Origin of the sequence: Streptomyces indicus (genome assembly GCF_900100315.1) — a bacterium.
GTDB classification, from domain to species: Bacteria; Actinomycetota; Actinomycetes; order Streptomycetales; family Streptomycetaceae; genus Streptomyces; species Streptomyces indicus.
Window position 1 is genome coordinate 127,368 of record NZ_FNFF01000008.1, and the last position, 21,146, is coordinate 148,513.

Annotated in this window: 18 protein-coding genes; 9 read left to right on the forward strand and 9 right to left on the reverse strand. The window is 74.6% G+C overall.

What is annotated here, in order from left to right; genetic code table 11:
• Positions 1 to 50 precede the first annotated feature (50 nt).
• Positions 51 to 983: a GDP-L-fucose synthase family protein gene (locus tag BLT97_RS20765; protein ID WP_176953847.1), complete on the reverse strand. Its 933-nt coding sequence runs from the start codon at positions 981 to 983 to the stop codon at positions 51 to 53.
• A gap of 123 nt (positions 984 to 1,106) precedes the next feature.
• Between BLT97_RS20765 and BLT97_RS20770 the strand changes: the two genes are divergently transcribed.
• Genes BLT97_RS20770 through BLT97_RS37925 form a run of 8 tightly spaced genes read left to right on the forward strand, consistent with a single transcriptional unit; the run spans position 1,107 to position 10,435 of the window.
• Positions 1,107 to 1,910: a glycosyltransferase family 2 protein gene (locus BLT97_RS20770; protein ID WP_093612461.1), complete on the forward strand. Its 804-nt coding sequence runs from the start codon at positions 1,107 to 1,109 to the stop codon at positions 1,908 to 1,910.
• Positions 1,907 to 3,271, forward strand: coding sequence for an O-antigen ligase family protein (locus BLT97_RS20775; RefSeq protein ID WP_093612463.1), 1,365 nt, complete (start codon positions 1,907 to 1,909; stop codon positions 3,269 to 3,271). The genes BLT97_RS20770 and BLT97_RS20775 overlap by 4 nt, the downstream gene beginning before the upstream one ends.
• Positions 3,250 to 4,275, forward strand: a complete 1,026-nt coding sequence (gmd, locus tag BLT97_RS20780; RefSeq protein ID WP_093612465.1) for a GDP-mannose 4,6-dehydratase — start codon at positions 3,250 to 3,252, stop codon at positions 4,273 to 4,275. Before BLT97_RS20775 ends, gmd begins: the two co-directional genes overlap by 22 nt.
• Before the next feature lie 14 nt (positions 4,276 to 4,289).
• Positions 4,290 to 5,384, forward strand: coding sequence for a glycosyltransferase family protein (locus BLT97_RS20785; RefSeq protein ID WP_093612467.1), 1,095 nt, complete (start codon positions 4,290 to 4,292; stop codon positions 5,382 to 5,384).
• Positions 5,381 to 6,868: an oligosaccharide flippase family protein gene (locus BLT97_RS20790; protein WP_143041360.1), complete on the forward strand. Its 1,488-nt coding sequence runs from the start codon at positions 5,381 to 5,383 to the stop codon at positions 6,866 to 6,868. Before BLT97_RS20785 ends, BLT97_RS20790 begins: the two co-directional genes overlap by 4 nt.
• Positions 6,841 to 8,019, forward strand: coding sequence for a glycosyltransferase family 4 protein (locus BLT97_RS20795; RefSeq protein WP_093612471.1), 1,179 nt, complete (start codon positions 6,841 to 6,843; stop codon positions 8,017 to 8,019). Before BLT97_RS20790 ends, BLT97_RS20795 begins: the two co-directional genes overlap by 28 nt.
• Positions 8,016 to 9,176, forward strand: coding sequence for a glycosyltransferase family protein (locus tag BLT97_RS20800; protein ID WP_093612473.1), 1,161 nt, complete (start codon positions 8,016 to 8,018; stop codon positions 9,174 to 9,176). Before BLT97_RS20795 ends, BLT97_RS20800 begins: the two co-directional genes overlap by 4 nt.
• A complete protein-coding gene (locus tag BLT97_RS37925) occupies positions 9,173 to 10,435 on the forward strand; it encodes a hypothetical protein (RefSeq protein WP_093612475.1) in 1,263 nt (420 codons plus the stop codon). The genes BLT97_RS20800 and BLT97_RS37925 overlap by 4 nt, the downstream gene beginning before the upstream one ends.
• Here the strand turns inward: BLT97_RS37925 and BLT97_RS20810 are convergent.
• The 8 genes from BLT97_RS20810 to BLT97_RS20845 form a co-directional block, all read right to left on the reverse strand.
• Positions 10,399 to 12,207 carry a hypothetical protein gene (locus tag BLT97_RS20810; protein ID WP_093612478.1) on the reverse strand — a complete coding sequence of 603 codons (1,809 nt, stop codon included), beginning with the start codon at positions 12,205 to 12,207 and terminating at the stop codon, positions 10,399 to 10,401. The genes BLT97_RS37925 and BLT97_RS20810 overlap by 37 nt on opposite strands.
• Positions 12,208 to 12,257: 50 nt before the next feature.
• The gene (locus BLT97_RS20815; protein ID WP_093612480.1) at positions 12,258 to 13,307 is read right to left on the reverse strand and encodes an LCP family protein; all 1,050 of its coding nucleotides are present in this window, start codon (positions 13,305 to 13,307) and stop codon (positions 12,258 to 12,260) included.
• Positions 13,308 to 13,310: 3 nt separating this feature from the next.
• A complete protein-coding gene (locus tag BLT97_RS20820) occupies positions 13,311 to 14,162 on the reverse strand; it encodes an FkbM family methyltransferase (protein WP_093612482.1) in 852 nt (283 codons plus the stop codon).
• A 43-nt stretch (positions 14,163 to 14,205) separates the two neighbouring features.
• Positions 14,206 to 15,423: a glycosyltransferase family 4 protein gene (locus BLT97_RS20825; RefSeq protein WP_093612484.1), complete on the reverse strand. Its 1,218-nt coding sequence runs from the start codon at positions 15,421 to 15,423 to the stop codon at positions 14,206 to 14,208.
• Positions 15,420 to 16,214, reverse strand: a complete 795-nt coding sequence (locus tag BLT97_RS20830) for an FkbM family methyltransferase (protein WP_093612486.1) — start codon at positions 16,212 to 16,214, stop codon at positions 15,420 to 15,422. Before BLT97_RS20830 ends, BLT97_RS20825 begins: the two co-directional genes overlap by 4 nt.
• On the reverse strand, positions 16,211 to 16,945 hold the full coding sequence (locus BLT97_RS20835; RefSeq protein ID WP_245769440.1) for a WecB/TagA/CpsF family glycosyltransferase: 735 nt from the start codon (positions 16,943 to 16,945) through the stop codon (positions 16,211 to 16,213). The genes BLT97_RS20830 and BLT97_RS20835 overlap by 4 nt, the downstream gene beginning before the upstream one ends.
• 146 nt (positions 16,946 to 17,091) lie before the next feature.
• On the reverse strand, positions 17,092 to 18,501 hold the full coding sequence (locus BLT97_RS20840) for an MraY family glycosyltransferase (RefSeq protein WP_093612490.1): 1,410 nt from the start codon (positions 18,499 to 18,501) through the stop codon (positions 17,092 to 17,094).
• A gap of 44 nt (positions 18,502 to 18,545) precedes the next feature.
• A complete protein-coding gene (locus BLT97_RS20845; protein WP_093612492.1) occupies positions 18,546 to 19,589 on the reverse strand; it encodes an NAD-dependent epimerase/dehydratase family protein in 1,044 nt (347 codons plus the stop codon).
• Between the two features lie 164 nt (positions 19,590 to 19,753).
• Here BLT97_RS20845 and BLT97_RS20850 point away from each other — a divergent pair, with 164 nt between their 5' ends.
• The gene (locus BLT97_RS20850) at positions 19,754 to 21,028 is read left to right on the forward strand and encodes a nucleotide sugar dehydrogenase (protein WP_093612494.1); all 1,275 of its coding nucleotides are present in this window, start codon (positions 19,754 to 19,756) and stop codon (positions 21,026 to 21,028) included.
• The last annotated feature ends 118 nt before the right edge of the window (positions 21,029 to 21,146 follow it).

A 21,146-nucleotide genomic window follows, 5' to 3' on the forward strand; every position in this document is an offset into this window, starting at 1 on the left:
GGGCAGGGGTCGCCGGGCGGGTCGTGGGGGAAGTCCCGCGCGGGCCGGGTTCACCGGCGGGTGCGCAGCCAGTCGTACGTACGGGAGACCCCGTCGCGCAGGCCGATCTCCGGCTTCCAGCCGAGTGCGTTGATCACCGAGGTGTCGAGCAGCTTGCGCGGGGTGCCGTCGGGCCGTGAGGTGTCCCACTCGACGGTGCCGCGGTAGCCGACGACCTCGGCGATCAGCTCGGCCAGTTCGCGCAGTTCCACGTCCTCGCCGCAGCCGACGTTGACCGGTGCGTCGCCGTCGTGGTGTTCCAGGAGGAACAGGCAGGCCCGCGCCAGGTCGTCCACGTGCAGGAACTCGCGGCGCGGGGTGCCGCTGCCCCAGTGCGTGATGCGCGCGGCCCTGCGGCTGTGCGCCTCGTGGGTGCGCTGGAGCATGGCCGGCAGGACGTGGCTGGTGCGCGGGTCGAGGTTGTCGTTCGGCCCGTAGAGGTTCGTGGGCATCGCCGAGATGTACGGGAGTCCGTACTGCCGGCGCAGGGCCTGGACGTGCAGGACGCCCGCGATCTTGGCGATGGCGTACGCGTCGTTGGTGGGTTCGAGCGCGCCGGTGAGCAGGGCCGATTCGGGGATCGGCTGCGGGGCGTGCTTGGGGTAGATGCAGCTGGAGCCGAGGAAGAGCAGCCGCTCGACGCCGAACTCCCGTGCCGCGTCCAGGACGTTGACCTGGATGCGCAGGTTGTCGCTGAGGAAGTCCACCGGCCGCGCGGCGTTGGCCGCGATCCCGCCGACGCGGGCCGCGGCGAGCACCACGACGCGCGGGCGCTGGTCCGCGTAGAGGCGGCGTACGGCGTCCCGGTCGCGCAGGTCGACGCGGTCGGAGCCGTAGAGCATCAGGTCCTCGAACCCCTCGGACCTGAAGTGGCGGACGAGCGCGGAGCCGACGAGTCCACGGTGGCCGGCGATGTGCACGCGGGCGGTACGGGGGAGTTGCACGCTCTGCGTCCTATCGGATCGTCCCGGTATGTCCAAACCATGAGATTAGTCATGAATGCGGCATTCTCCCGGTAGCGCCCTACTGGAGGAGCTCAAGTGGTGCAACCGCTGGTAGCCGTTCTGATGACCAGTCACAACCGGTGTGCGACAACCCTGTCGGCCCTCGACGCCCTGAAGCGGCAGTGCGGTCTCCCGGCGGGCACGGCCCTGCATCCGTATCTGGTCGACGCGGGCAGCACCGACGGGACCGCCGACGCCGTACGGCTGCATCACCCCGACGTGCAGGTGATGGAGGTGGGCGACGACGTGTTCTGGGGCGGCGGCATGCGCATCGCCAGCCGCAACAGCCGGGCGGCGGGCGGACCCGCGTACACCCACCAGCTGTGGCTCAACGACGACGTGGTGCTCGACGACGACGCCCTCGCCGTGCTCCTGACGGTCGCTCGGCAGGAGCCGGAGGCGATCGTGGTGGGCGCGGTGCACGACGGCGCGCGCACCACCTACTCGGGCCGCCGCGGCCGCGGCCTCGACCTCGTCGAGCCCTCCGGACGGCCCGAACCCTGCGACACGTACAACGGCAACGTCGTGCTCATCCCGCGCGCGGCACGCGACCTGGTCGGCGACGTCGACAAGCGCTTCCCGCACGGCATGGGCGACTACGACCACGGATTCCGCGCCCGCAAGGCCGGGGTGCCGGCCCTCGTCGCACCCCGCCACGTGGGCCGCTGCCGCCGCAACCCGCCGCTCAGCGGCTCGCGCGAACCGGGGATCGGGGTGCGCGAGGCGCTGCGCCGCGTGACCTCCGTGCGCGAACTGCCGCCGCGCGCCTGGTGGGCGTACTGCCTGCGGCACGCCGGGCGGCGGGCGCCGGTCCTGATGGTGTCCCCGTACGTCATGACGGTGCTGCGCGCCGGGGTGCGCAGGTGAGGCTCGACGGGCGGGCGCTGCTGTGGGCGGTCGGCCTGGGCACCACCGCCGTCGCACCGTTGCTGCCGCACCTCTACCACGGCGGCACGCAGAAGCTGGAGGGTGCCGTCCTGTCGGGCTCCTCACTGCTGTTCTCGCGAGCCGTGCTCGGCCTCGTGCTGCTGCTCGCGGCGTTCCTGGTGCTGCGTCCGGCGCTGCGCAGGCTGTGGCCGCACTCCACCGCCGCGCCCGAACTCGTCGTCGGCGGTCCCGCCGGGCGGCTCGCGCTGGCCGCCGCCCTGTTCACCGCCGCCGGCATCGTCTCCGCGCTGCTCAGCACCCGCGGCCGGACCGGTCTGACGGACCTGATCGGCCCGTTCCTGTTCGCCACGCTGTACCTGACCCTGCACGGGTCCTTCCCGCAGGTGCTCCGCCAGCTGCGCGTCATCCTGCGCTGCTACCTCTACGGCTCGCTCCTCGCGATCGTCCTCATGCCGTACGAGTGGGCCTTCTTCGCCCCCGTGACGGCCGCGGGACGGGACTATCTCGGCACCGGCTGGGGCCAGTTCACCGGCCTGTCCGCCAACCCGAACGCCCTCGGGCCGCTCGCCGCCGCCGCGCTGCTCCTCGAGGTCTGCTCCGTGGCGCGCCGGCGCAGCTGGCCGCTGCACGCGGGGGCCGCCGCGCTCGTGTTGCTGCTCACCCAGTCGCGGACGGCCTGGATCGCCGCGCTCGCCGTGGTGTTCCTGCACATCGACCCGCGGCACACCGTCCGCAAGGCCGCGGTGCTCACCCTGTGCGGCGCGGCGGCGGCCCTGGGCCTGCTGCTGCCGGGGGTGCAGGCGACGCTCGCGACACTCGGCTCCGACCCGAAGTTCACCGAGGCGGGCGGCCGCACCCTGGCGTGGCAGCTCGCCTGGGAGGAATTCCTGCGCGCACCGCTCTTCGGCTACGGCCCGAACCTGTTCGACACCGAACACCGCAGGCAGCTCTTCGGCACCGCCTCCTCGTGGATCGGCCAGGCGCACAACCAGCTGCTGCACACCCTGGGCGCCGCGGGCCTGCTCGGACTCACCGGCCTGAGCGTCCTGTTCGTCGTCCTGATCGTGCACGCGCGGCGGACGGCGGCCGCCACCAAGGGACTGTCCGTGGCGCTCACGGCCCTGCTCGTCGTGGCCTGCACGACCGAGTCGCCGCTGCGCAACCTCAGCGGCCTGTCGGACCGCGTGCTCTTCCTCGTCGTCATCTGGTGCGCCCTGATCGCCGGGGCCCGCACCGACTCCCCCGGACCCGGCCCGCGCGCCACCGAACCCGCCGGACCGGCCCTGCCCCGCCCCCTCTCCCCCCGCCTGGAGCCCCCATGTCCCGCCGTATCGCGCTGATCACCGGCATCACCGGCCAGGACGGCTCGTATCTCGCCGAACTGCTCCTTCAGAAGGGCTACGAGGTGCACGGCCTGATCCGCCGCTCCTCGACCTTCTCCACCACCCGCATCGACCACCTCTACCAGGACCCGCACGAGCCGGACGCGCGGCTGCGGCTCCACTACGGGGACCTCGCGGACGGCTCGCGCATCACCACGCTCCTGGAGCAGATCAGGCCCGACGAGGTCTACCACCTGGCCGCCCAGTCGCATGTGCGGGTCTCGTTCGACGAGCCCGAGTTCACCGGCACGACCACGGGGCTCGGCACGACCCGGCTCCTGGAGGCGATCCGGATGACCGGCCTGCCCTGCCGCTTCTACCAGGCCTCCAGCTCCGAGATGTACGGGATCACCGCGCCCCCGCAGTCCGAGTCCACGCCCTTCCACCCGCGCTCCCCGTACGCCGCCGCGAAGGTGTACGCGTACTGGATCACCCGCAACTACCGCGAGGCGTACGGCATCCACGCGGTGAACGGGATCCTCTTCAACCACGAGTCGCCCCGGCGTGGCGAGACCTTCGTGACCCGCAAGATCGCGCGGGCCGCGGCCCGGATCGCGCGCGGCGAGCAGGAGTTCCTGCACCTGGGCAACCTGGAGGCGCGGCGGGACTGGGGCTATGCGCCCGAGTACGTGGACGCGATGTGGCGGATGCTCCAGACCGACACCCCGGACGACTACGTGGTCGCCACCGGCACCAGCTACAGCGTGCGCGACTTCCTGACGTTCTGCTTCGAGCGCGCGGGGCTGGACTGGGAGCGCCATGTGCGCTTCGACGAGCGGTACTTGAGGCCCTCCGAGGTGCCGGACCTGATCGGCGACCCGTCGAAGGCCGCGCGCGAGCTGGACTGGAAGCCTTCCGTGCTCACGCCCGAGCTGGCGCGGATCATGACCGACGCGGAGCTGGCGGAGGTGCCGGGCGCGCGCACTTCCGGCGCGGCGCCCGCGCCGCAGCTCCGCTCCTGAGCGCGAGGCGCCCCATGGTCCCGCCCACGGTGCTGCACCTCACCAACGACGCCCGCCCCGAGCTGCACCTCAGCTTCGGCGAGGCCTTCGCCGCGCTCGCCGCCGACGGGCTGCTCACCCATGTCCCGGTCGCGCCCGTCGCCCTGCTGGCCCGGCACCGCGGCCGGGCGGAGGCGCTCGCGGAGATCCACCGGGTCGCCGAACAGGCCCGCCCCGCCGTGCTGTTCGTGCAGACCCCCGGCCGTTTCCCGTGGACCGGCGAGGACGTGGCGCGGCTGCTGCGGCGGCTCGGTTCGCCGCAGGTGCTGCTGTGGGAGGGCGACGCGTGGGGCGGCCGCAAGCCGGTGCCTCAGGGGCTGGCCGCCTGGCTGCGGCACGCGGACACCGTGTTCAGCGTGAGCCTGGGCGCCCAGGCCGAGGTGTTCGGGCGCCACACCCCGCGGCCGGTTCGGTACGTGGCGCAGACCGTGCCGGAGCGCCTCGTCACCGACGACCCCGTACCGCCGCCCTCGGACGCCGCGTACGACGTGATGCACATCGGCGGCCGCTATCTGCGGCTCGGGGTGTTCGAGCGGGTGGACGGCGCGCGGCAGCGCGGCCGGCTCGTGCGGGCGCTCCAGCGGCTGCCCGGCTGCCGGTTCGCGGTGCACGGCAGCGGCTGGCGCGGGCCCGGCGCGCTCGGTCCCGTGCCCTTCGACGACCAGGTGCGGGCCCTGCGCCGCGCCCGGATCAGCGTGGGCTGGGACCACTTCGCGGGCCGCACCGGCTACTTCTCCAACCGGCTGCCGATCAGCCTCTACGCGGGCCGCCCGCACGTCACGGTCCGGCCTCCCGGCGCCACCTGGCTGCCCGGGCCTGAGCACGGGCTGCACCTGGTGGACTCGCCCGCCGAAGCCGTCGCCACGGTCGCCGCCCTGCTGCGCACCGATCCCGCCGCCCTGCACGCCACCGGTCTGGCCGCCCACCGCTGGGTCGTGGACCGGCTGACGAACCTCAACGCCCTGCGCCACATGCTCGGTTCGCACCTCGACGTGCCCCCGCCCCCCGCCGACCCGTGGCAGGCGATCGCCGCGATGGACCGGGCGGCGCGCGCGCCGCAGCCGGCATGAGCCGGCGGGTCCTGAACGGGTTCGCCTGGTCGGCCGGCGGATCCCTCGTCTCGGTCGTCGTGCTGCTCGGCTACACGGCGGCGACCGCCCGCCTCGTCGAACCGGCCTCCTTCGGCCGGTACGCCCTCGCGTGCACGGCGAGCACGCTCTTCGGATACGTGGCCAACGCGGGCCTGGCCACCTGCCTGCTGCGCGCCGACCGGCTGACCCGGCCGCTGGTGCGCGCCGCGTCGACGGTCGGCGCCGCGACCGGCCTCGGCTGCGCCGCGGCGATCCAGGTGGTGGCACTGGTCCTGGCCCCGTTCGCCGACGCCGAGACCGTACGGCTGGTCCAACTCCTCGGAGTGCAGCTGCTGGTGCAGCCCCTCGGAGGTGCGCTCCTTGCCGCCCTGCGCCGGGCGGGCCGTGCCCGGCAGGCGGCCCTGCTCGACACCGCGGGGCAGGCCCTCGGCTGCGCGACCGGGCTCGTGCTCCTGGCCGCCGGTTGGAGTCCCTGGGGTCTGGCGGCCGCGGCGCCGGTGGCCTCGCTGACCGTCCTGGCCGGGGTGGTGCTCTCGGGCGCCCTGCGGTCCCTGCCCGGCGGCCCGCCCGTGCCCGCCCGTGAACTCCTCGGCCAGTCCGGCTTCTTCGCGGGATACGGCATCGTGCAGTCGGCCACGAACAACGCGCCCCTGTGGTGCGCGGCCGCCCTGTTCGGTCCGGCCGCCACCGGCTGGTTCTCGCGGGCCTCGCTCGCCACCGGCATCCCGCTGACCGCCCTCGCCCAGGGCCTCCAGCGCGCGGCCGCCCCCGAACTGGCCGAGGCCCGCGCGCGCAACGGCGGCCGGCTGCCCCGCCGGGCCGCGCACGATCTGCTGTGCGCGACCTCGGGGGCGGGGTTCCTCGGCTTCGGTGCGGTGGCCGCCACGGGGCCGGACTGGCTGCTCGTGCTGCTCGGGCCCGGCTGGGAGGGCGCGGCCCGGCTGCTTCCGGCGCTGGCGCTCGGCGCGGCCTGCGCGCTGCTCTGCTCCACCGGCAACTCCCTCGACCAGATCCGCCGCGCGCCCGGCGCCTCGGTCGCCTCCCAGGCCGCGGTGATCGCGGGCACGGTTGTGCTGCTCGCCCTGGCCGCGGCGACCGGCAGCCTCACCGTGCTCGCCCTGGCGTCCACGGCCCCCGCCTTCGGCCATGCCCTGCAACTGCGCCACTGGTCGGCCGGAGCGGTGCTCGCCGCGGGCCCGCTGCTGCGCGCCCACGCCGTGCACGCGGTCCTCGGACTCGCGCTGTTCGCGGCCGGCCGCGGTGTCCACAGCCTGTGGACCCTGCCGGGCCAGCCCCTGGCGCGGGCCTGTCTGTCCACCGCCGCGGTGCTCGCGTGCGCGGCGGCCTGCCTCCCGCTCCGGCGGCGCATCCCCGCCGTCCGAGCCGTCCTGACCCGCGGCGCATCCGCCGCCACCCCGCCCCACCAGGAGCCCGTATGCGCATCGGCCTCACCGGCCCGGTAGACCTCGACCCCCTGCGGGAGGCCCTCGGCTGCGAGGTCCCGCAGGTGTACTCCGGCCCGTCCACCGGCTGGCTGGCCCGCACCTGGTGGGAGCAGGGCCACGACGTCACGGTCGTCGCGCTCAGCGACCGGGTGCGCGCTCAACAGACGTACGGGAGCGGCTCGTTGAAGCTCGTGGTCGTGCCGATGCGGGAGCGGCACCGGGCCCGCGACCTGTTCCGCGAGGAGCGCCGCGGCCTCGCGGACGCGCTGCGCGGGCAGCCCCTGGACGTGGTGAGCGCGCACTGGACCTACGAGTTCGCGCTCGGCGCCATCGCCTCGGGGCTGCCCACCTGCGTCACCGCCCGGGACACCCCGCTGCGGTACGCGTGGGAGATGCGCAGCGCGTACCGCTGGTGGCGGCACACCATGGCCGTCCCCGCCGCGCTCAAGGCGACCGCGCTCGGCGCCAACAGCCCTTATACGGCCGCGCATTTCCGCCGCTTCCTGGGGGTGCGCCGGCCGATCGAGGTCATCCCCAACGCGGTCCGCACGGACGCCCTGCCCGCGCCGGCCGCACCGCCACCGGGCCGCGCGCCGGTGTTCGCCACGGCCTCGCAGGGGTGGGGGCGCTGGAAGAACACGGCGGCCGCGCTGTGGGCGTTCCCGCTCGTACGGGAGCGGCTGCCGCAGGCGCGGCTCGTGATGTTCGGCCGGGCGCACGGACCCGGGGGCGAAGCCGAGACCTGGGCGCGCAGGCGCGGGCTCGCGGACGGCGTGGAGTTCGCGGGCCCGCTGCCGCACGCGGCGATGCTGCGCCGGCTGGCCGCCGAGGCGCACGTGCTCGTGCATCCGTCCCGCGTCGAGTCCTTCTCCATGATCTGCGCGGAGGCCATGGCGCTCGGCATCCCCGTGGTGGCCGGGCGCCGCAGCGGCGCGGTGCCGTGGGTGGTGGACCGGGCCGGCCACCTCGTGGACGTGGACCGGCCCGACCTGATCGCCGAGGCCATGCTGCGGCTGGCGCTCGACCACGCGCACCGGGCGGAACTGGGCGCGCTGGGCCGGGACCGGGTGCGCACCCGCTTCTCCCTGGACGACACCGCCCGCGCGTACACCGCCTGGTTTGCGCGCACCGTCAACTGCCGCGGCAGGATCGAGGAGGCCTCCGTATGACCGCCCGTACGACCCGCATGACCCGCATGACCCGCATGACCACCCGTACGTCCCGTACGACCGCCCCCGCCACCAGTCGGGCAACGGCACCCGCACCAGCACCCGCACCCGACCACCGGGCCGAGCCCCCGCTCGTCCTCCAGCTCAGCAACGAGGCGCGCGACCACGGACCGGACAACCGCTTCGTGCCCGCCTTCGCCGAGCTGGCCGCCGAGGGCCTGCTGCGGCACCGGTATCTCGCGCCCGCCGTGACGCCGCCCGACCTGCGCGCCCTGGCCCGCGAGGAGCCGCCGGCCCTGCTCATGGTCCAGTCGCCGCAGGCCCGCACCTGGTCCGAGCGGCAGGTACGGGAACTGCTCGGCGCGCTCGGCGGGCCGCCGGTCCTCGTGTGGGAGGGCGATGCGTGGGGCGGACCGCTCAAGCAGCCGCGCCGGAGCAACCTGGCGTGGATGCGCCGGGCCACCGTGGTCTCCAGCGTCGCGGCCGGTGAGCAGCAGGCGATGCTCCGGCGGGCCGCCGGCGTCCCGGTGCACTACAGCCCGCACGCGGCGGCCCTGCGCTTCCACGCCGACGAGGACGACCCGGGCCCCGTCTCGTCCCAGGTCACCTTCCTCGGCACCCGCCGCACCTTCTGCGGCGTCGAACTGCTGCCGGACGACCGCGAACGCCTCGATCTCGTCCGGCGGCTCGCCCGCATGGACGGCTGCGACCTCGCGGTGTACGGGCGCAGCTGGTCCGGGTCGTACGCGCGCGGCCCCGTGCCGTTCCATGAGCAACTCGCCGTGATGCGGCGGGGGTTGCTGACCGCGGGCTGGGACCGGTACCGCAGCCACACCGGCTATGCGTCGGACCGCCTCGCCATCGCCCTGTGCGCGGGCCGCGTCCACGTCACCTCGCGGCAGCCGGGCCTGGAGTGGCTGCCCGGCCCGGAGGAGGGCCTGTACCTGGCGGATACGCCGCGCGAAGCGGCCGAGCTCGTACGGGAGTTGCTGCGCGAGGACCCCGCGGAGCTCCTCGCCCGGGGTGCCCGTGGCCGCGCCTGGGTGCGCGCCCATCTGACCGAGACCCATGTGCTGCGCCACCTGCTCGCCCCGCACCTCGGCTTCACGGCACCGCCCGCCGCCTGGCACACCCCCGCGCTCGGGAGCACCCGATGACGATCCTGCGCCGCCTGGCCGCCCCTCTGCTGCTGGCCCTGGTCCTGGCCGGCTTCCACGGTGCGGGCTCGCTGTCCGACTGGGGCTACAGCAACGACAGTTACCGCTATACGCGGGCCGCGTACGAAATCCTCGGCATGCCCCGCGCGCAGGCGCAGGCCGCGGCCCGCGACGCCTACTGCGCCGCCGGCCCCGGCACGGCGGCCTGCGTGGCCGCGAACCCGCACGGCCTGAAGCCCGACCACCCGCGCTACGAGCGGGTCTTCGACACCCGGCCCGGCTATCCGCTGCTCGCCGCCCCCTTCATCGCGCTCCTGGGCCCGCTCAAGGGCCTGTGGACACTGTCCTGCGCGCTGACGGCGCTCTCCGGCGTGCTGGCGTACCGGCTGCTGCGCGGCGCGGGACTCGGCCGGCGCGCGTCCCTGGCGGGCGAGGCCGTGCTGCTGGCCGGCGGGCTCGGCTACTGGGGCGCGCGGGCCCTCGCCGACTCCCTGGCGACCCCGTGCCTGCTGCTCTGCGGCATCGGGGTGGTGCGGATCCTGACGGCTGCGACGACGACCTCGACCGGGGCGGGGGCGGGCACGGGACGGCGCACGGCCGGACTCGCCCTCTTCGCCACGGGTTTCCTCGCCCTGGCCCTCACCAAGTACTCCACGGCCCTGCTGTTCGCGGTGGCGCTCGCCGCGGCGGGCGGGCTGAGCCTGTGGCGGCGGGCCGGGCAACGGGCCGTGCAGCCCGCCGCGTTGCGGCTGCTGACCGTGACGGCGGCGGGGGTGGCGGGGGCGGTCGCCGCCGCCACCTCGCTGCTCGGTCTGCCCGCGGCGAGCGAGACGATGCAGGACACGCTCACCCGCTACTTCACCCGCCCCGACGTGCCCGACCCGATCCGCGGCATGCTCGCCCTGGAGGCCGGTTACTGGCCGACGTGGTTCCACCACAACGCCGGCTTCGCCGCCCTTCTCGGGCTGTGCCTGTGGGCGCTGTGGCGGCACCGGCCCGCGCTGCTGCCGTTCGCCCTAGCCGCGGGCCTCACCGGACTCGGCACCGCCTTCGCCCACCCTCTGCTCGAGGAGCTCGACCGGCTGTGGGTGCTGGCCTGGGTGCCGGTGGCGCTGGGCGTCCCGGTCCTCGCGCAGACGGTCCTGGCCGGTACGCGGAGGTCGTACGCGCCACAGGTCCCGAACCCCGCCGGCCCCCAGGAGGCCGCGCGGGACCTGATCGCTCAACAGCCGCGCAGGAACGGGAAGTCGACGAGGTGACGGCGGAACAGGGCCACGTCGGACAGGCCCTGCTCCCGGGCCGCCGCCCGCGCCGCGAGCGCCAGCGCCTCCCCCGCCCGCGCACCGCGGCCGGGCGGCGCGTACAGCTCCAGCCGGCGTGAACCCGTGTACGCCACGGACCCCAGCCGCTCGAAACCGGCGTCCAGAGCGGCCCGGTGGACCGGCCGCGCGGCCCCGTTCACGTACCGCAGGCCTTCGGGGTCGCCGGGCTGCGCCTGCGTGACGAGCGCGCTCAGGCGCCCGGCGGCGAACTGCCCGGGCACCGTGCCCGTGCCCACCGCCGGGTTGGCCAGGCCGAGCAGGTCGAAGACGGGCCGGTCAGCGCTCATGCAGTACGGGGCGAGTCCGGCGTCCCCCATGGCCAGCGGCCCGTTCAGCGAGGGGTCGGCCTCCACCGCGCGGGCGAGCGCGCCGTGCGCGTGGGCCAGCCGGTGGCGCTCGGTGAGCGCGAAGCCCAGCTCGCGCGGACCGGTGACCGACACGCTCACGGCCAGCGCACCGCCGAGGAGGAGCACCGCGGGGCCCCGGCCGCCCCGGCCCGGAAGGCCGCCCCGGCACAGGATCCATCCGGCCGCCGCGCAGACGCTCACGGCGAGCAGGGCGCTCGCGTCCACGGCTCCGCTGCTCAGGGCCTCCGCCGCCGCGGCGAGCAGCACCGCGGCCGCCGGCCACCGCACGCTCCGCTCCCCGGCCGGCCGCGCCAGCACGACCAGGGCGACCGGGAAGAGCACCTGCCACGGGAAGCGGCCGCAGAAGGTCACGGCGAGCTGGGAGGCTTGGTACAGGCCGAGGAAGAGCGCGGCAGAGAGGGCGGCGAGCACCAGGGGAGTCGCCGACCGCAGCCGGTCGTTGCTCCCCGCCGAAGCACGGCCCCCCGAGTCCGCACGCAGGACCCTCCGCAGGACCAGCACGCCTCCCACGACGACCGTCCCGACGAGCACGGCCCCCGCGAGCAGCACCGGCACCGGCAGCCCGGCGAGCGCGTCGATCCAGTTGTCCTTGCCGGTGGACTTCTCGTAGAAGGTGTTGGGGAAGAACTTCCCGAAGTACCACCACCGCGCGAGCCAGTAGCAGCCGAGCGCACCGCCCACCGCCAGCGCGCCCCGCAGATCGGCGCGGCGCCGGCTCACGGCCAGCGCCCACACCTCGGCCACCAGCGCGTACGCCATCCCCTCCGGCCTGGACAGCGCCACCGCGAGCGCCACCACGTGCCCCCAGCGGTGCAGACTCCCGCGCCGGTACACCCAGCCGAACAGCAGCGCCACGAGCAGCGCGAACGAGGCCGTCTCCAGGCCGCTGAAGGCGTGCACCCAGGACACCGGGTTGAGCAGCACCACCGCCCACAGCAGGACCTTGCGCCGGTACGGCAGAGCGAGGCGGCGCACGACCAGGACGTGCCCCACGGCCAGACCCGCGCCGACCACCTTGAAGAAGGCCTCGGTCGGCACGCCGAGCAGCGCCGGCACCGCCGACAGCGCGGTGTAGAGGGGGTTCGTGTAGGCCTCGACGAGGGCGGAGCCGGGCGGGTTCCAGTTCCACACCCCGTGCTCCGCGAGCATCCGCCCGTACCGCCACGAGATGAACGCGTCGTCCACCGTGAACCGGACGAAGGCGAAGGCCAGCACCAGCGCGCCGGCCGTCAGGACGGCCGCCGCGAGGCGGTGCCGAGACGGCGCCGGCGGCAGAGGCGCCCCGGGCGCGCGGGAGGGGGCGGGCGGACGCGGGGGCGCCGCGACGCGCGTCATGGCCATGGTGGGGGTTCCCGACGTGTGGTGACGGATCTGCGACGTGTGGTGACGGATCAGCTCTTCTCGAAGTACGGCCGCTCCCGGTGGCCGTCCTCGTCGTACGCGTTGTAGAGGTGCTTCGGCAGCGGCGCGTCCGCGCGCAGCGCCTTGAACAAGGCGCGGGCCTGGTCCTCGACGGGCTTGTAGCGGCCGAAGTAGTCGGGGTGCTCGGTGGCGGGCAGCGTGACCGTCCTGATGGCGTGCGGCGGCAGGCTGCGGGCGCTGCTCAGCAGGGAGTACAGCTCGGCGGGCGAGTCCATGCCGGAGTCCGCGGTCAGGGACGAGGTGACGGCGTCCAGGACCGGATAGAGCCGGGTCGGAGATGTGAGGGTGCCGGCGTCGATGACCTTGCGCGCGAGCTGCTGCATGAACTGCTTCTGCCGCTCGATGCGTTGCAGGTCGCTGCCGTCGCCGACGCCGAGCCGCGTCCGCACGAACACGAGCGCCTTCTCACCGCTCAGGAGCTGTCGGCCCGGCTTCAGCGTGACACCGTAATCGGGATCGTCCACCGATTCGTGCACGGTGGCCGGCACATCGACCTCGACCCCGCCGACGGCGTCGGTGACCTTCATGAACCCGGAGAAGTCCACCACCAGATGGTGGTCGACGCGGATGCCGCTGAGCTTCTCGAAGGTGCGGATGGTGCAGGACGCACCGGCCCGCTCGTACGCCCAGTTGAACTGTGCGTACTCGGCCTGCGTGCGATTGCCCTCGGCCGTCAGGCAGGCCGGGATGTCCACCATCAGGTCGCGCGGGATGCTCGTCATCGAGGCGCTGCGGCGGTCCGCCGACAGGTGCAGGAGCATCGTGGTGTCCGCGCGGGTCGAGCCCCAGCCCGCCTGGCTGTCGGTGCCGAGCAGCAGGATGTTCTGCGCCTTGCCGGTCTTGGCGGGCCGTGAGCCGTGGTCCGCGCGCAGGGCGCGGGCGGTGGCCTCGTCGGTGCGGATGTTGCTGTCGAGACGGGCGTAGAGCAGCCCGCCGGCGAGGACGGCGAGCACGAGCAGGCCCGCGCAGACGTAGCCGGTCCTGCGCAGCAGCAGGGAGCGCCGTGAACGGTCCGTCACCGCTCAACCTCCGTGCGTGAAGAGGAAGTTGGCGTAGTACGGCGGTGGTGTGAAGCCCTCGCCGGCCGGGACGGCACCGCCGCGGCCGAGATGGCGCACCGTCCGGTAGCCGAACTCCGCGGCGGTGGCGCGCAGCCGCTCCAGGGCGGGCCCGTCCAGACACTCGGCGACGAGCGCGGGGCGGCGGGTGGTGAGCAGGCCCGACATGCCGCGCAGGATGTGCGGCTCGAAGCCCTCCACGTCGATCTTGACGAGGTCGACCGGCAGGTCTCCCGCGATCTCGTCCGCCGTGGTCACCTCGACCTCCACGCTGTCCACGGCGGCGGGCTCGTCGTTGAGCGAGGCCGCCGTGGTGTCGTACGGGATGGTCAGGCGCGCGCGGCCGGGTGCGTCGGAGAGCGCCTTCTCGACGACCGTGACGCGGTCGCAAAGGCCGTTGAGCTCCAGGTTGCGGCGGAGCATCGGCAGCGTCGCCGGGTTGGGCTCGAACGCGAGGGCGCGCAGGCGGGGGTTGGCCTGGCAGGCGAGCAGCGTGTAGATGCCGGAGAAGGCGCCGATGTCCAGGAAGCAGCGGGCCGAGCGCGCGAGGTCGAAGAGCACCGGCTGGGTGCTCTCCTCCCAGTCCCGCAGATCGGTCCACACCACCCAGCGGGCCATGATGTCCCGCTGCGCGGCCTCGTAGCGGAAGGCGCTGCCGTCCGGGGCGTGCACGGTCCAGCAGCCGGTGGGCTGCAACCGCCGCCACACAGGCTGGGGGACCATGCCGCGCAGCGCGGCGGCGCGCGTGGCGCGTTGCAGCGGGGCCGGCAGGCGTACGGTGCCGCGGCTGGTGCGCACGGCGTCGAGCAGGCTCATGGTCGGCGGCTCCTCGGTTCGTGGACGGGACGTACGGGGGTCCTCACGCGGCCGGTCGCGGCCGCCGTGGTGCGGAGCGGCGCCGCTGTCCGGCCAGGGCGAGCAGCCCTTCGGCGCCGCGGGCGAAACGCAGGGCCATCTCCTCGACGGTGTAGCGCTGAGCGTCGCACCGGCAGGCACGCCGCAGCCGCGCCAATTCGCGTGGTCTGCACAGGAGTTGGACGACCGCGTCGGCGTAGGCGGCGTCCTCGACCACCAGGGCGTTGCGGCCGTGCGCCAGATAGCCGAACTCCGGCCCGTGGTACCGCCAGGGCGTGGTGACCAGGGGGGTGCGCAGCGCGAAGGAGTCCACGGCGCACAGGCCGACCGCGCCGGGCATGAGCAGCACGTCCGAGACCGCGCCGAGCCGCGCCTTCGCTCCCGCGTCCACCGGCCCGACGTACACGGCGGCCGGGCAGGACTCGACGAGCGTGCGCTGCTCCCCCGTACCGGCGACGAGCAGCCGGAAGCCGGGCAGTTGCCCGGCGATCCGCTCGGCCGCGGCCAGCAGGAACGGGATGCGCTTGAGCTCGTCGACCGCCCCGATGAACAGCCCGGTCCGCCCGGCCGTCAGCCCGTACCGTGCGCGCAGGGCCTGCGCCTCGGCCGCGGAGACCTGGTCGCGGGCGGCCGTGAGCGCCACGGTGTCCAGGGTGTTCTGCACCACGGTGATCCGCTCGGCGGGCAGCCCCGCCCGCCGCGCGTACTGCCCGCCGGCCTCGGTGTAGGCGAAGAACCAGTCGGCCCACCGCGTGAGCGCGGCCTTCGCCCGGTGCTCGGCCCCGGTGTGCGCCGAGACGTGCGTGTGCCCGTGGCCCCACAGGCCGACGGGCACCCGCCGGCGGGCGAGCAGCGGATAGACGCGCAGATTGTGCAGCGTCTGCGGCACGACGAGCGCATCGTGCGTACGCGCCAGTGCGCCCAGGCCGTGGTGCCAGACCAGTTCGCGGCCGCGCACCTCGACCCTGCGCTGCCGCAGCTCCACGGCGCCGGGCATCCGCAGCTCGTCGCCGCGGGCCACCGAGATCCCGGTGGCACGGCCGTGCGCGACCGTCAACTCGACGCCGCGCCTGGACAGTTCCCGGGTCAGGTGCTCCAGGAACGGCACACGGTAGGCGGTCAGATACGGCAGCACGTACGCGATCCGCGCCTTCGTCGCGTGAGATGCCCGCCCGACCTTCGCCGCCTGCGCCACCTGCGCTGCCTGCTCTGCCGGCGTCATACGAGGGCCTGCTCCTGGTGTGCCCGGTCGGCGCGCTCCGCCTCCGGGCCCTCCTTGAACGCGACCAGGTCGCACTGGAGCATCCGGCCGCTCGCCGGTTCGGTGAAGCCGGGCACGATCGACATCACCTTCATGCCGAGCTCGCCCCGGACGCGGGCGAGCGCATCGTCGAAGAGCAGCCCGCCCTCGTACAGCGGGACGAGGGAGGTCTCCATCTGGAGGCCGGCGATCTCGTCGGCGAACTCGCCCAGGCCACGCAGCACATGGGCCTCGTAGCCCTGGACGTCCAGCTTCAGGAAGATCCGCTCGCCGGGCGCGGTGATCTGCTCCCACAGCTCGTCGATCCGCCGGACCTCGGCCTGCTGCCGTCCCGTGTACGCGGACTGCGGGGCGGCCTCGCGGTGGCGGGGCAGCATCGGCAGAACGGAGCTGCTGGCGCCCGCGTTGCCGGCGACGTTCAGCTCCGTGGTGCCGGAGCTGTCCCCCAGCGCGTACGGCAGCACCGTCCAGGTGTCGTCCGCCTGCGTGCGGTGCAGCAGCGCGGCGCGCGGGCCGGTGAGCGGCTCGAAGGAGACGATCCGGCCGCGGTAGCCGCTGCGGCGCAGCAGATCACCGTAGCCGCCGGTGTGCGCGCCCACGTCGAGGACGGTGTCGATCTCGTACGTGTCGAGCAGCCGGACGAGGTGCAGTCCGGTGCGGTCGGCCGGGTAGCGGCGGATGTCGATGCCGAACTGCTGGGCCGCCAGGCGGAGTCGGTGCAGGACGGTGCCGCCGCGCGGGGTGGTGCTCATCGGCCCTCTCCCTTCGTACGGGGTCGGAACGCCGCGTACAGGAACCGCGGATGCCCCCACAGCACCCGCCGCCACAGCCGGCGCGGCTCGCTGCACAGGCGGAACAGCCATTCCAGACCGGTGCGTTGCATCCAGGCGGGTGCCTGGGGCTTGTTGCCCGAGACGAAGTCGAAGGCCGCACCGACCGCGACGTACACGGCGGGGTGCAGGGCGGCGAGGCGGGCGGCTTCGTGGTCCTGTTTCGGGGTGCCGAGGCCGAGCCAGACGATCTGGGCGCCGGAGGCCGCGATGCGGGCGGCCTGCGCGGCACGTTCGTCGGCGGTGAGCTCGCGGAAGGGCGGCGCCTCGGTGCCGACGATCCGGGCGCGCGGGAAGCGCGTGGTCAGCTCGGCGGTGAGGGCGTCGAGGACCTCGCGGGTCGAGCCGAGGAGGTAGTGGGTGAGGCCCACCGTCTGGCCCGTGCGGAAGACGTCGAGGAAGAGGTCGGGGCCGTAGACGCGGGCGCGCGGCAGGGTGCGGTCGCGGTGCACGAGGCGGTTGGCCCACACCACCCCTTGTCCGTCGGGGAAGTTGAGCGTCGCCGAGCTCAGCAGGCGGTGCAGCCGGGGTTCGGTGTCGGCGAGGGCGAGGGTGTACGCGTTGCAGAGGTGCACGTCCGCGGCCGCACCCTGCGCGGCGAGCCGCACCACGGCGGCGGCACCCTCGGCCGGCGCGACCGCCGCGATGGGCACGCCCGCGCAGGGGACGGTCGCGGCGAGGACGGCCGGGGGCAACGGGGATGCAGAGGCGGTGAGTTCGGGTGCAGGGGAGGCGGACCCAGCCACCCCGGATCCCGCCCCCGCCCCGCCGTGCAAGCCGCTCTTCAGGGTGGTCATCGTCAGCCTCTCGCCAGGTCGGCGGTGGTGCGCCGGACCCCCGGCTGCGCACGGCGCGCCCCGAGGACGGTGCGGGTCAGGGCCGCGAGTCCGCGCCGGCTGCGGCCCGCCGGTGCGCCCGTACGGCCGCCCGCGGCCGGGGACTTGGGCCCGCCGGCCGGGATCCAGGTGCCGGCCGCGGGGGTGCCGGAGGTCCGCCGCGCGGGCACGGACCGGGAGCGCGTCGAGGAAGGGGAGGGAGAAGGGGCAGGGGCACGGGTACCCGTAGGCGTACGGGCGGGCCGGGTCCGCAGGGCCAGCGTGCGCGGGCCTTCGGCCGGACGGGCGGCCGCCGCCACCGTCCGGGGCCCGCCCACCGGCCCGCGCCGTACGGGCGGCACGGGCGGTACGGGGCGCGCGGCCGCGGGGCGGGGCCGTCCCGCTGCTGCGCCGAGCCGCGCCCGCTCCCCGTACACCGGGACCTTCAGGAGGGCCCAGACGCCGCCGGTCACCGCGAGCAGCAAGGGAGTTGCCGCACTCGGGCCCGCCGCGCCGCGGTGCATCAGGAAGCCGGTCAGGACGCCCGCGAAGGCCACCGCGCCGAGCACCACCGCCGCGCCCGGCACCGTGAAGCCGACGCGGCGCAGGCGGTGCGCGGTGTGGTCGGTGCCGCCCAGGAGCAGCGGGCGGCCCGCGCGGCGGCGCGAGAGGACGACGAGCAGGGTGTCGGCGGTGGCGACCAGCGTCAGGGCCAGCAGGCCGAGCGCCGTCGGCAGCGCCTCGTGCCCGGTGTGCACGGTGACGGCGGCCGAGGCCAGCAGGAAGCCGGTGAAGAGCGAACCGCAGTCGCCGAGGAAGATCTTGGCCGGGTGCCAGTTGTGGCCGAGGAAGCCGCCGAGCGCGGCGGCGAGGACGGTGAGGACGAGCGCCAGGTCGGCACGCCCCTCCGTGGCCGCGCAGAGCGCGAGCCCGAGCGCGGTGACGGCCCCGACCGTGCCCATCGCGCCGTCGGAGTTGTCGAGCAGGTTGAAGGCGTTGGTGACGAAGACGATCCAGCCGACCGCGCAGAGCGCCGCGAGGAAGCCCAGGCCCGAGCCGTACACGACGTACACCGCCGCCGCGCACTCGACCACGAGCCGCACCCGCGCGCCCAGCGGCCGCAGGTCGTCCATGAGCCCGAGCAGGGCCACGGCCGAGGCGGCCCACAGCAGGCGCTGCGTGCCGGAGCCGAGCGGGGCGTACCCCGTGCAGCTCACCAGGAGCGTGCCCGCGACCACCGCGGCGCCGCCCAGGTGCGGGGTCGGCCGGGTGTGCGCCTTGCGCGCGCCGGGCCGGTCCAACAGGCCGGTGCGCAGGGCGAGTACGCGGACGAGGCGGGTGAGCAGCGCGGTCAGGAGGACGGCGGCGACGGCCGCCACGACGGTGTAGAGCATGGGGATCGTGTCCTGTCAGACCAGTCGGCCGGTCGGGTCAGGGTTCAGACCAGGGGGCGCGATCCGGTGCCCGGGCGGGCCGGTTCCGGGACCGTGACCTGGGGTGCGGCGGCGCGCCGCCGGACGTCGGCGATCGTCGAGTCGAGGATGGCGTCGAGGCCGAACCGCGGGGCCCAGCCGGTCAGTTCGCGCAGCCGTGTGGTGTCGGGCACGCGCCGCTCCATGTCCTCGAAGCCGCTCGCGTAGACCTGGTCGTACGGGATGAGCCCGATGGGCGAGTCGCTTCCGGTACGGGCGACGACGCGGGCGGCGAGCTCGGCGATCGAGACCTCCTCGCCCGTGCCGACGTTGAAGACTCCGCCGACGGCGCCCGGGTGGTCGAGCAGCCGCAGCAGGGCGTCCACCACGTCGGCGACATGGGCGAAGCAGCGGCGCTGGCGCCCGTCGCCGTGCACGGTGAGCGGTTCGCCGGCCAGGGCCTGCCGGACGAGGCGCGGGATGACCATGCCGTACGCGGGGGACTGGCGCGGTCCGACGGTGTTGAAGAGCCGTACGACCGCGACGGGCAGGCCGAACTCGCGGTGGTGGGCGAGGGCGAGGATCTCGTCCACGGCCTTCGCGGTGGAGTACGACCAGCGCGCGACGCCGGTCTGGCCGAGGATGCGGTCGGCGGTCTCGGTGAGCGGGCCCGCGCTGTTCTTGCCGTAGATCTCCGAGGTGGAGGCGAGCAGGAGCGGGCGGTTGTGGCGGTGGGCGGCGGCGATCACGTTCTCGGTGCCGCGCACGTTCGTCGTGAAGGACTTGAGCGGCTGCTCGACGATCAGCCGTACGCCGACCGCGGCGGCCAGGTGCACCACGGCGTCGCAGCGGCGGGCGAGGTCCGCCACGAGCTCCGGCTCGAGGACCGAGCCGCGGATGAAGCGCAGCCGGGGGTGGTCCATGACGGCCGCCAGGTTGGCCGTGTCCCCGGTGGAGAGGTCGTCGAGCACGACGACCGAGTCGCCGCGGGCCAGCAGGGCCTCGGCGAGGTGGGAGCCGATGAAGCCGGCTCCGCCGGTGACCAGGTACGTCGTGGGTTCGCGATCCATGAACTTGCCCGTTCTGTTGCGGTATCGGGGTGATGCATGACGCACGCACCGGGCCGAGGCCTTCATAAGCTAGTTCGCTATGTCCCAATATGTGGCGAATAACACGATTCGCTTCATCGCATCTGGTCGAACTCGGTCAGATCCAGTCGAATTGAGGACATCGCATGGCCGTACCGGAAACCCCGCAGCCTGAGCGTGTCGCCGTGATCGGCCTCGGCTACGTGGGGCTCCCGCTCGCCGTCCGGGCGGCGGAAGCCGGTTTCGACGTCGTCGGACTCGATGTCGACGAACTGCGCGTGAAGCGCCTGGCCGCGGGCGACTCCCCCGTCGAGGACATCACCGGCGAGCGGCTGCTCGCCGCGCTCGACGGCGGCCGGCTGCGGGTGACCTGCGACGCCGCGGACCTCGACGGCTTCGACATCTGCGTGATCAGCGTCCCGACCCCGCTGCGCGAGGGCGCCCCCGACCTCAGTTACGTCGAGAGCGCGGGACGAGCCGTCGCGCCGCACCTGCGCCCGGGGGCCACGGTCGTGCTCGAGTCCACCAGCTACCCCGGGACCACGGAGGACCTGCTGCGCCCCCTGCTCGAAGCGGGCAGCGCGCTCACCGCGGGACGCGACTTCCACCTCGGCTACAGCCCCGAGCGCATCGATCCGGGCAACGCGCGCTGGCGCCTGGAGAACACGCCGAAGGTCGTGTCGGGCGTGGACCCCGCCTCGCTCGAAGCGGTGGAGGCGTTCTACGACCGCATCGTGCAGCGCACCGTGCCGGTCTCCTCCACCCGCACCGCTGAGCTGACCAAGCTCCTGGAGAACACCTTCCGGCAGGTCAACATCGCCCTCGTCAACGAACTCGCCCTGTGCGCGGGCCCGCTCGGCGTGGACATCTGGGAGGCCGTGGACGCGGCCGCCACCAAGCCCTTCGGCTTCATGCCCTTCTATCCGGGCCCCGGGGTCGGCGGCCACTGCCTGCCCGTGGACCCCTCGTACCTCTCCTGGCAGGTGCGCCGCCGGCTCCAGCACGACGTCCGCTTCGTCTCGCTGGCCCAGGAGATCAACGACGGCATGCCCGAGCAGGTCGTCCGCCGCGTCGAGCAGGCCCTCGGGCGGCCGGCGGCCGGAGCGCGGATCCTCCTCCTCGGCCTCGCGTACAAGAAGAACACCGGCGACGTCCGCGAGTCCCCGGCGGTCACGATCGCCGAGCGGCTGCTGTCCCGCGGCGCCCGCGTCCGCGCCGTCGAGCCCTACGCCGACCCGCTGCGGCTGCCGTCGGAGGTGCTCTGCGTGGAGCTGACCGCGCCCGAGCTGCGCGAGGCGGACGCGGTGATCGTCGCCACGGACCACGACTGCATCGACTACGAACTGGTGGTCCGCGAGGCGGCGTACGTCTTCGACGCCCGCAACCGGTGCGCCCGGGCGCGGAATGTGGAGCGCTTGTAAGGCACCTCGCAGCGGCCCGGCTCACGGCGGCCGAAGGCGCTTCGGACCGGCCCGGCTCACGGCGAGCAAGGCAACCCTCAGCGACGCAGATCACCGTGAGCCTGGCTACATTGCCCCC

Bases quoted from the DNA above. Each gene is read 5' to 3' on its own strand.
- BLT97_RS20770 (WP_093612461.1), top strand. From the start codon at position 1,107: ATGACCAGTCACAACCGGTGTGCGACAACCCTGTCGGCCCTCGACGCC.
- gmd (WP_093612465.1), top strand. From the start codon at position 3,250: ATGTCCCGCCGTATCGCGCTGATCACCGGCATCACCGGCCAGGACGGC.
- BLT97_RS20785 (WP_093612467.1), top strand. From the start codon at position 4,290: ATGGTCCCGCCCACGGTGCTGCACCTCACCAACGACGCCCGCCCCGAG.
- BLT97_RS20790 (WP_143041360.1), top strand. From the start codon at position 5,381: ATGAGCCGGCGGGTCCTGAACGGGTTCGCCTGGTCGGCCGGCGGATCC.
- BLT97_RS20795 (WP_093612471.1), top strand. From the start codon at position 6,841: ATGCGCATCGGCCTCACCGGCCCGGTAGACCTCGACCCCCTGCGGGAG.
- BLT97_RS20800 (WP_093612473.1), top strand. From the start codon at position 8,016: ATGACCGCCCGTACGACCCGCATGACCCGCATGACCCGCATGACCACC.
- BLT97_RS37925 (WP_093612475.1), top strand. From the start codon at position 9,173: ATGACGATCCTGCGCCGCCTGGCCGCCCCTCTGCTGCTGGCCCTGGTC.
- BLT97_RS20810 (WP_093612478.1), bottom strand. From the start codon at position 12,207: ATGGCCATGACGCGCGTCGCGGCGCCCCCGCGTCCGCCCGCCCCCTCC.
- BLT97_RS20820 (WP_093612482.1), bottom strand. From the start codon at position 14,162: ATGAGCCTGCTCGACGCCGTGCGCACCAGCCGCGGCACCGTACGCCTG.
- BLT97_RS20825 (WP_093612484.1), bottom strand. From the start codon at position 15,423: ATGACGCCGGCAGAGCAGGCAGCGCAGGTGGCGCAGGCGGCGAAGGTC.
- BLT97_RS20830 (WP_093612486.1), bottom strand. From the start codon at position 16,214: ATGAGCACCACCCCGCGCGGCGGCACCGTCCTGCACCGACTCCGCCTG.
- BLT97_RS20840 (WP_093612490.1), bottom strand. From the start codon at position 18,501: ATGCTCTACACCGTCGTGGCGGCCGTCGCCGCCGTCCTCCTGACCGCG.
- BLT97_RS20845 (WP_093612492.1), bottom strand. From the start codon at position 19,589: ATGGATCGCGAACCCACGACGTACCTGGTCACCGGCGGAGCCGGCTTC.
- BLT97_RS20850 (WP_093612494.1), top strand. From the start codon at position 19,754: ATGGCCGTACCGGAAACCCCGCAGCCTGAGCGTGTCGCCGTGATCGGC.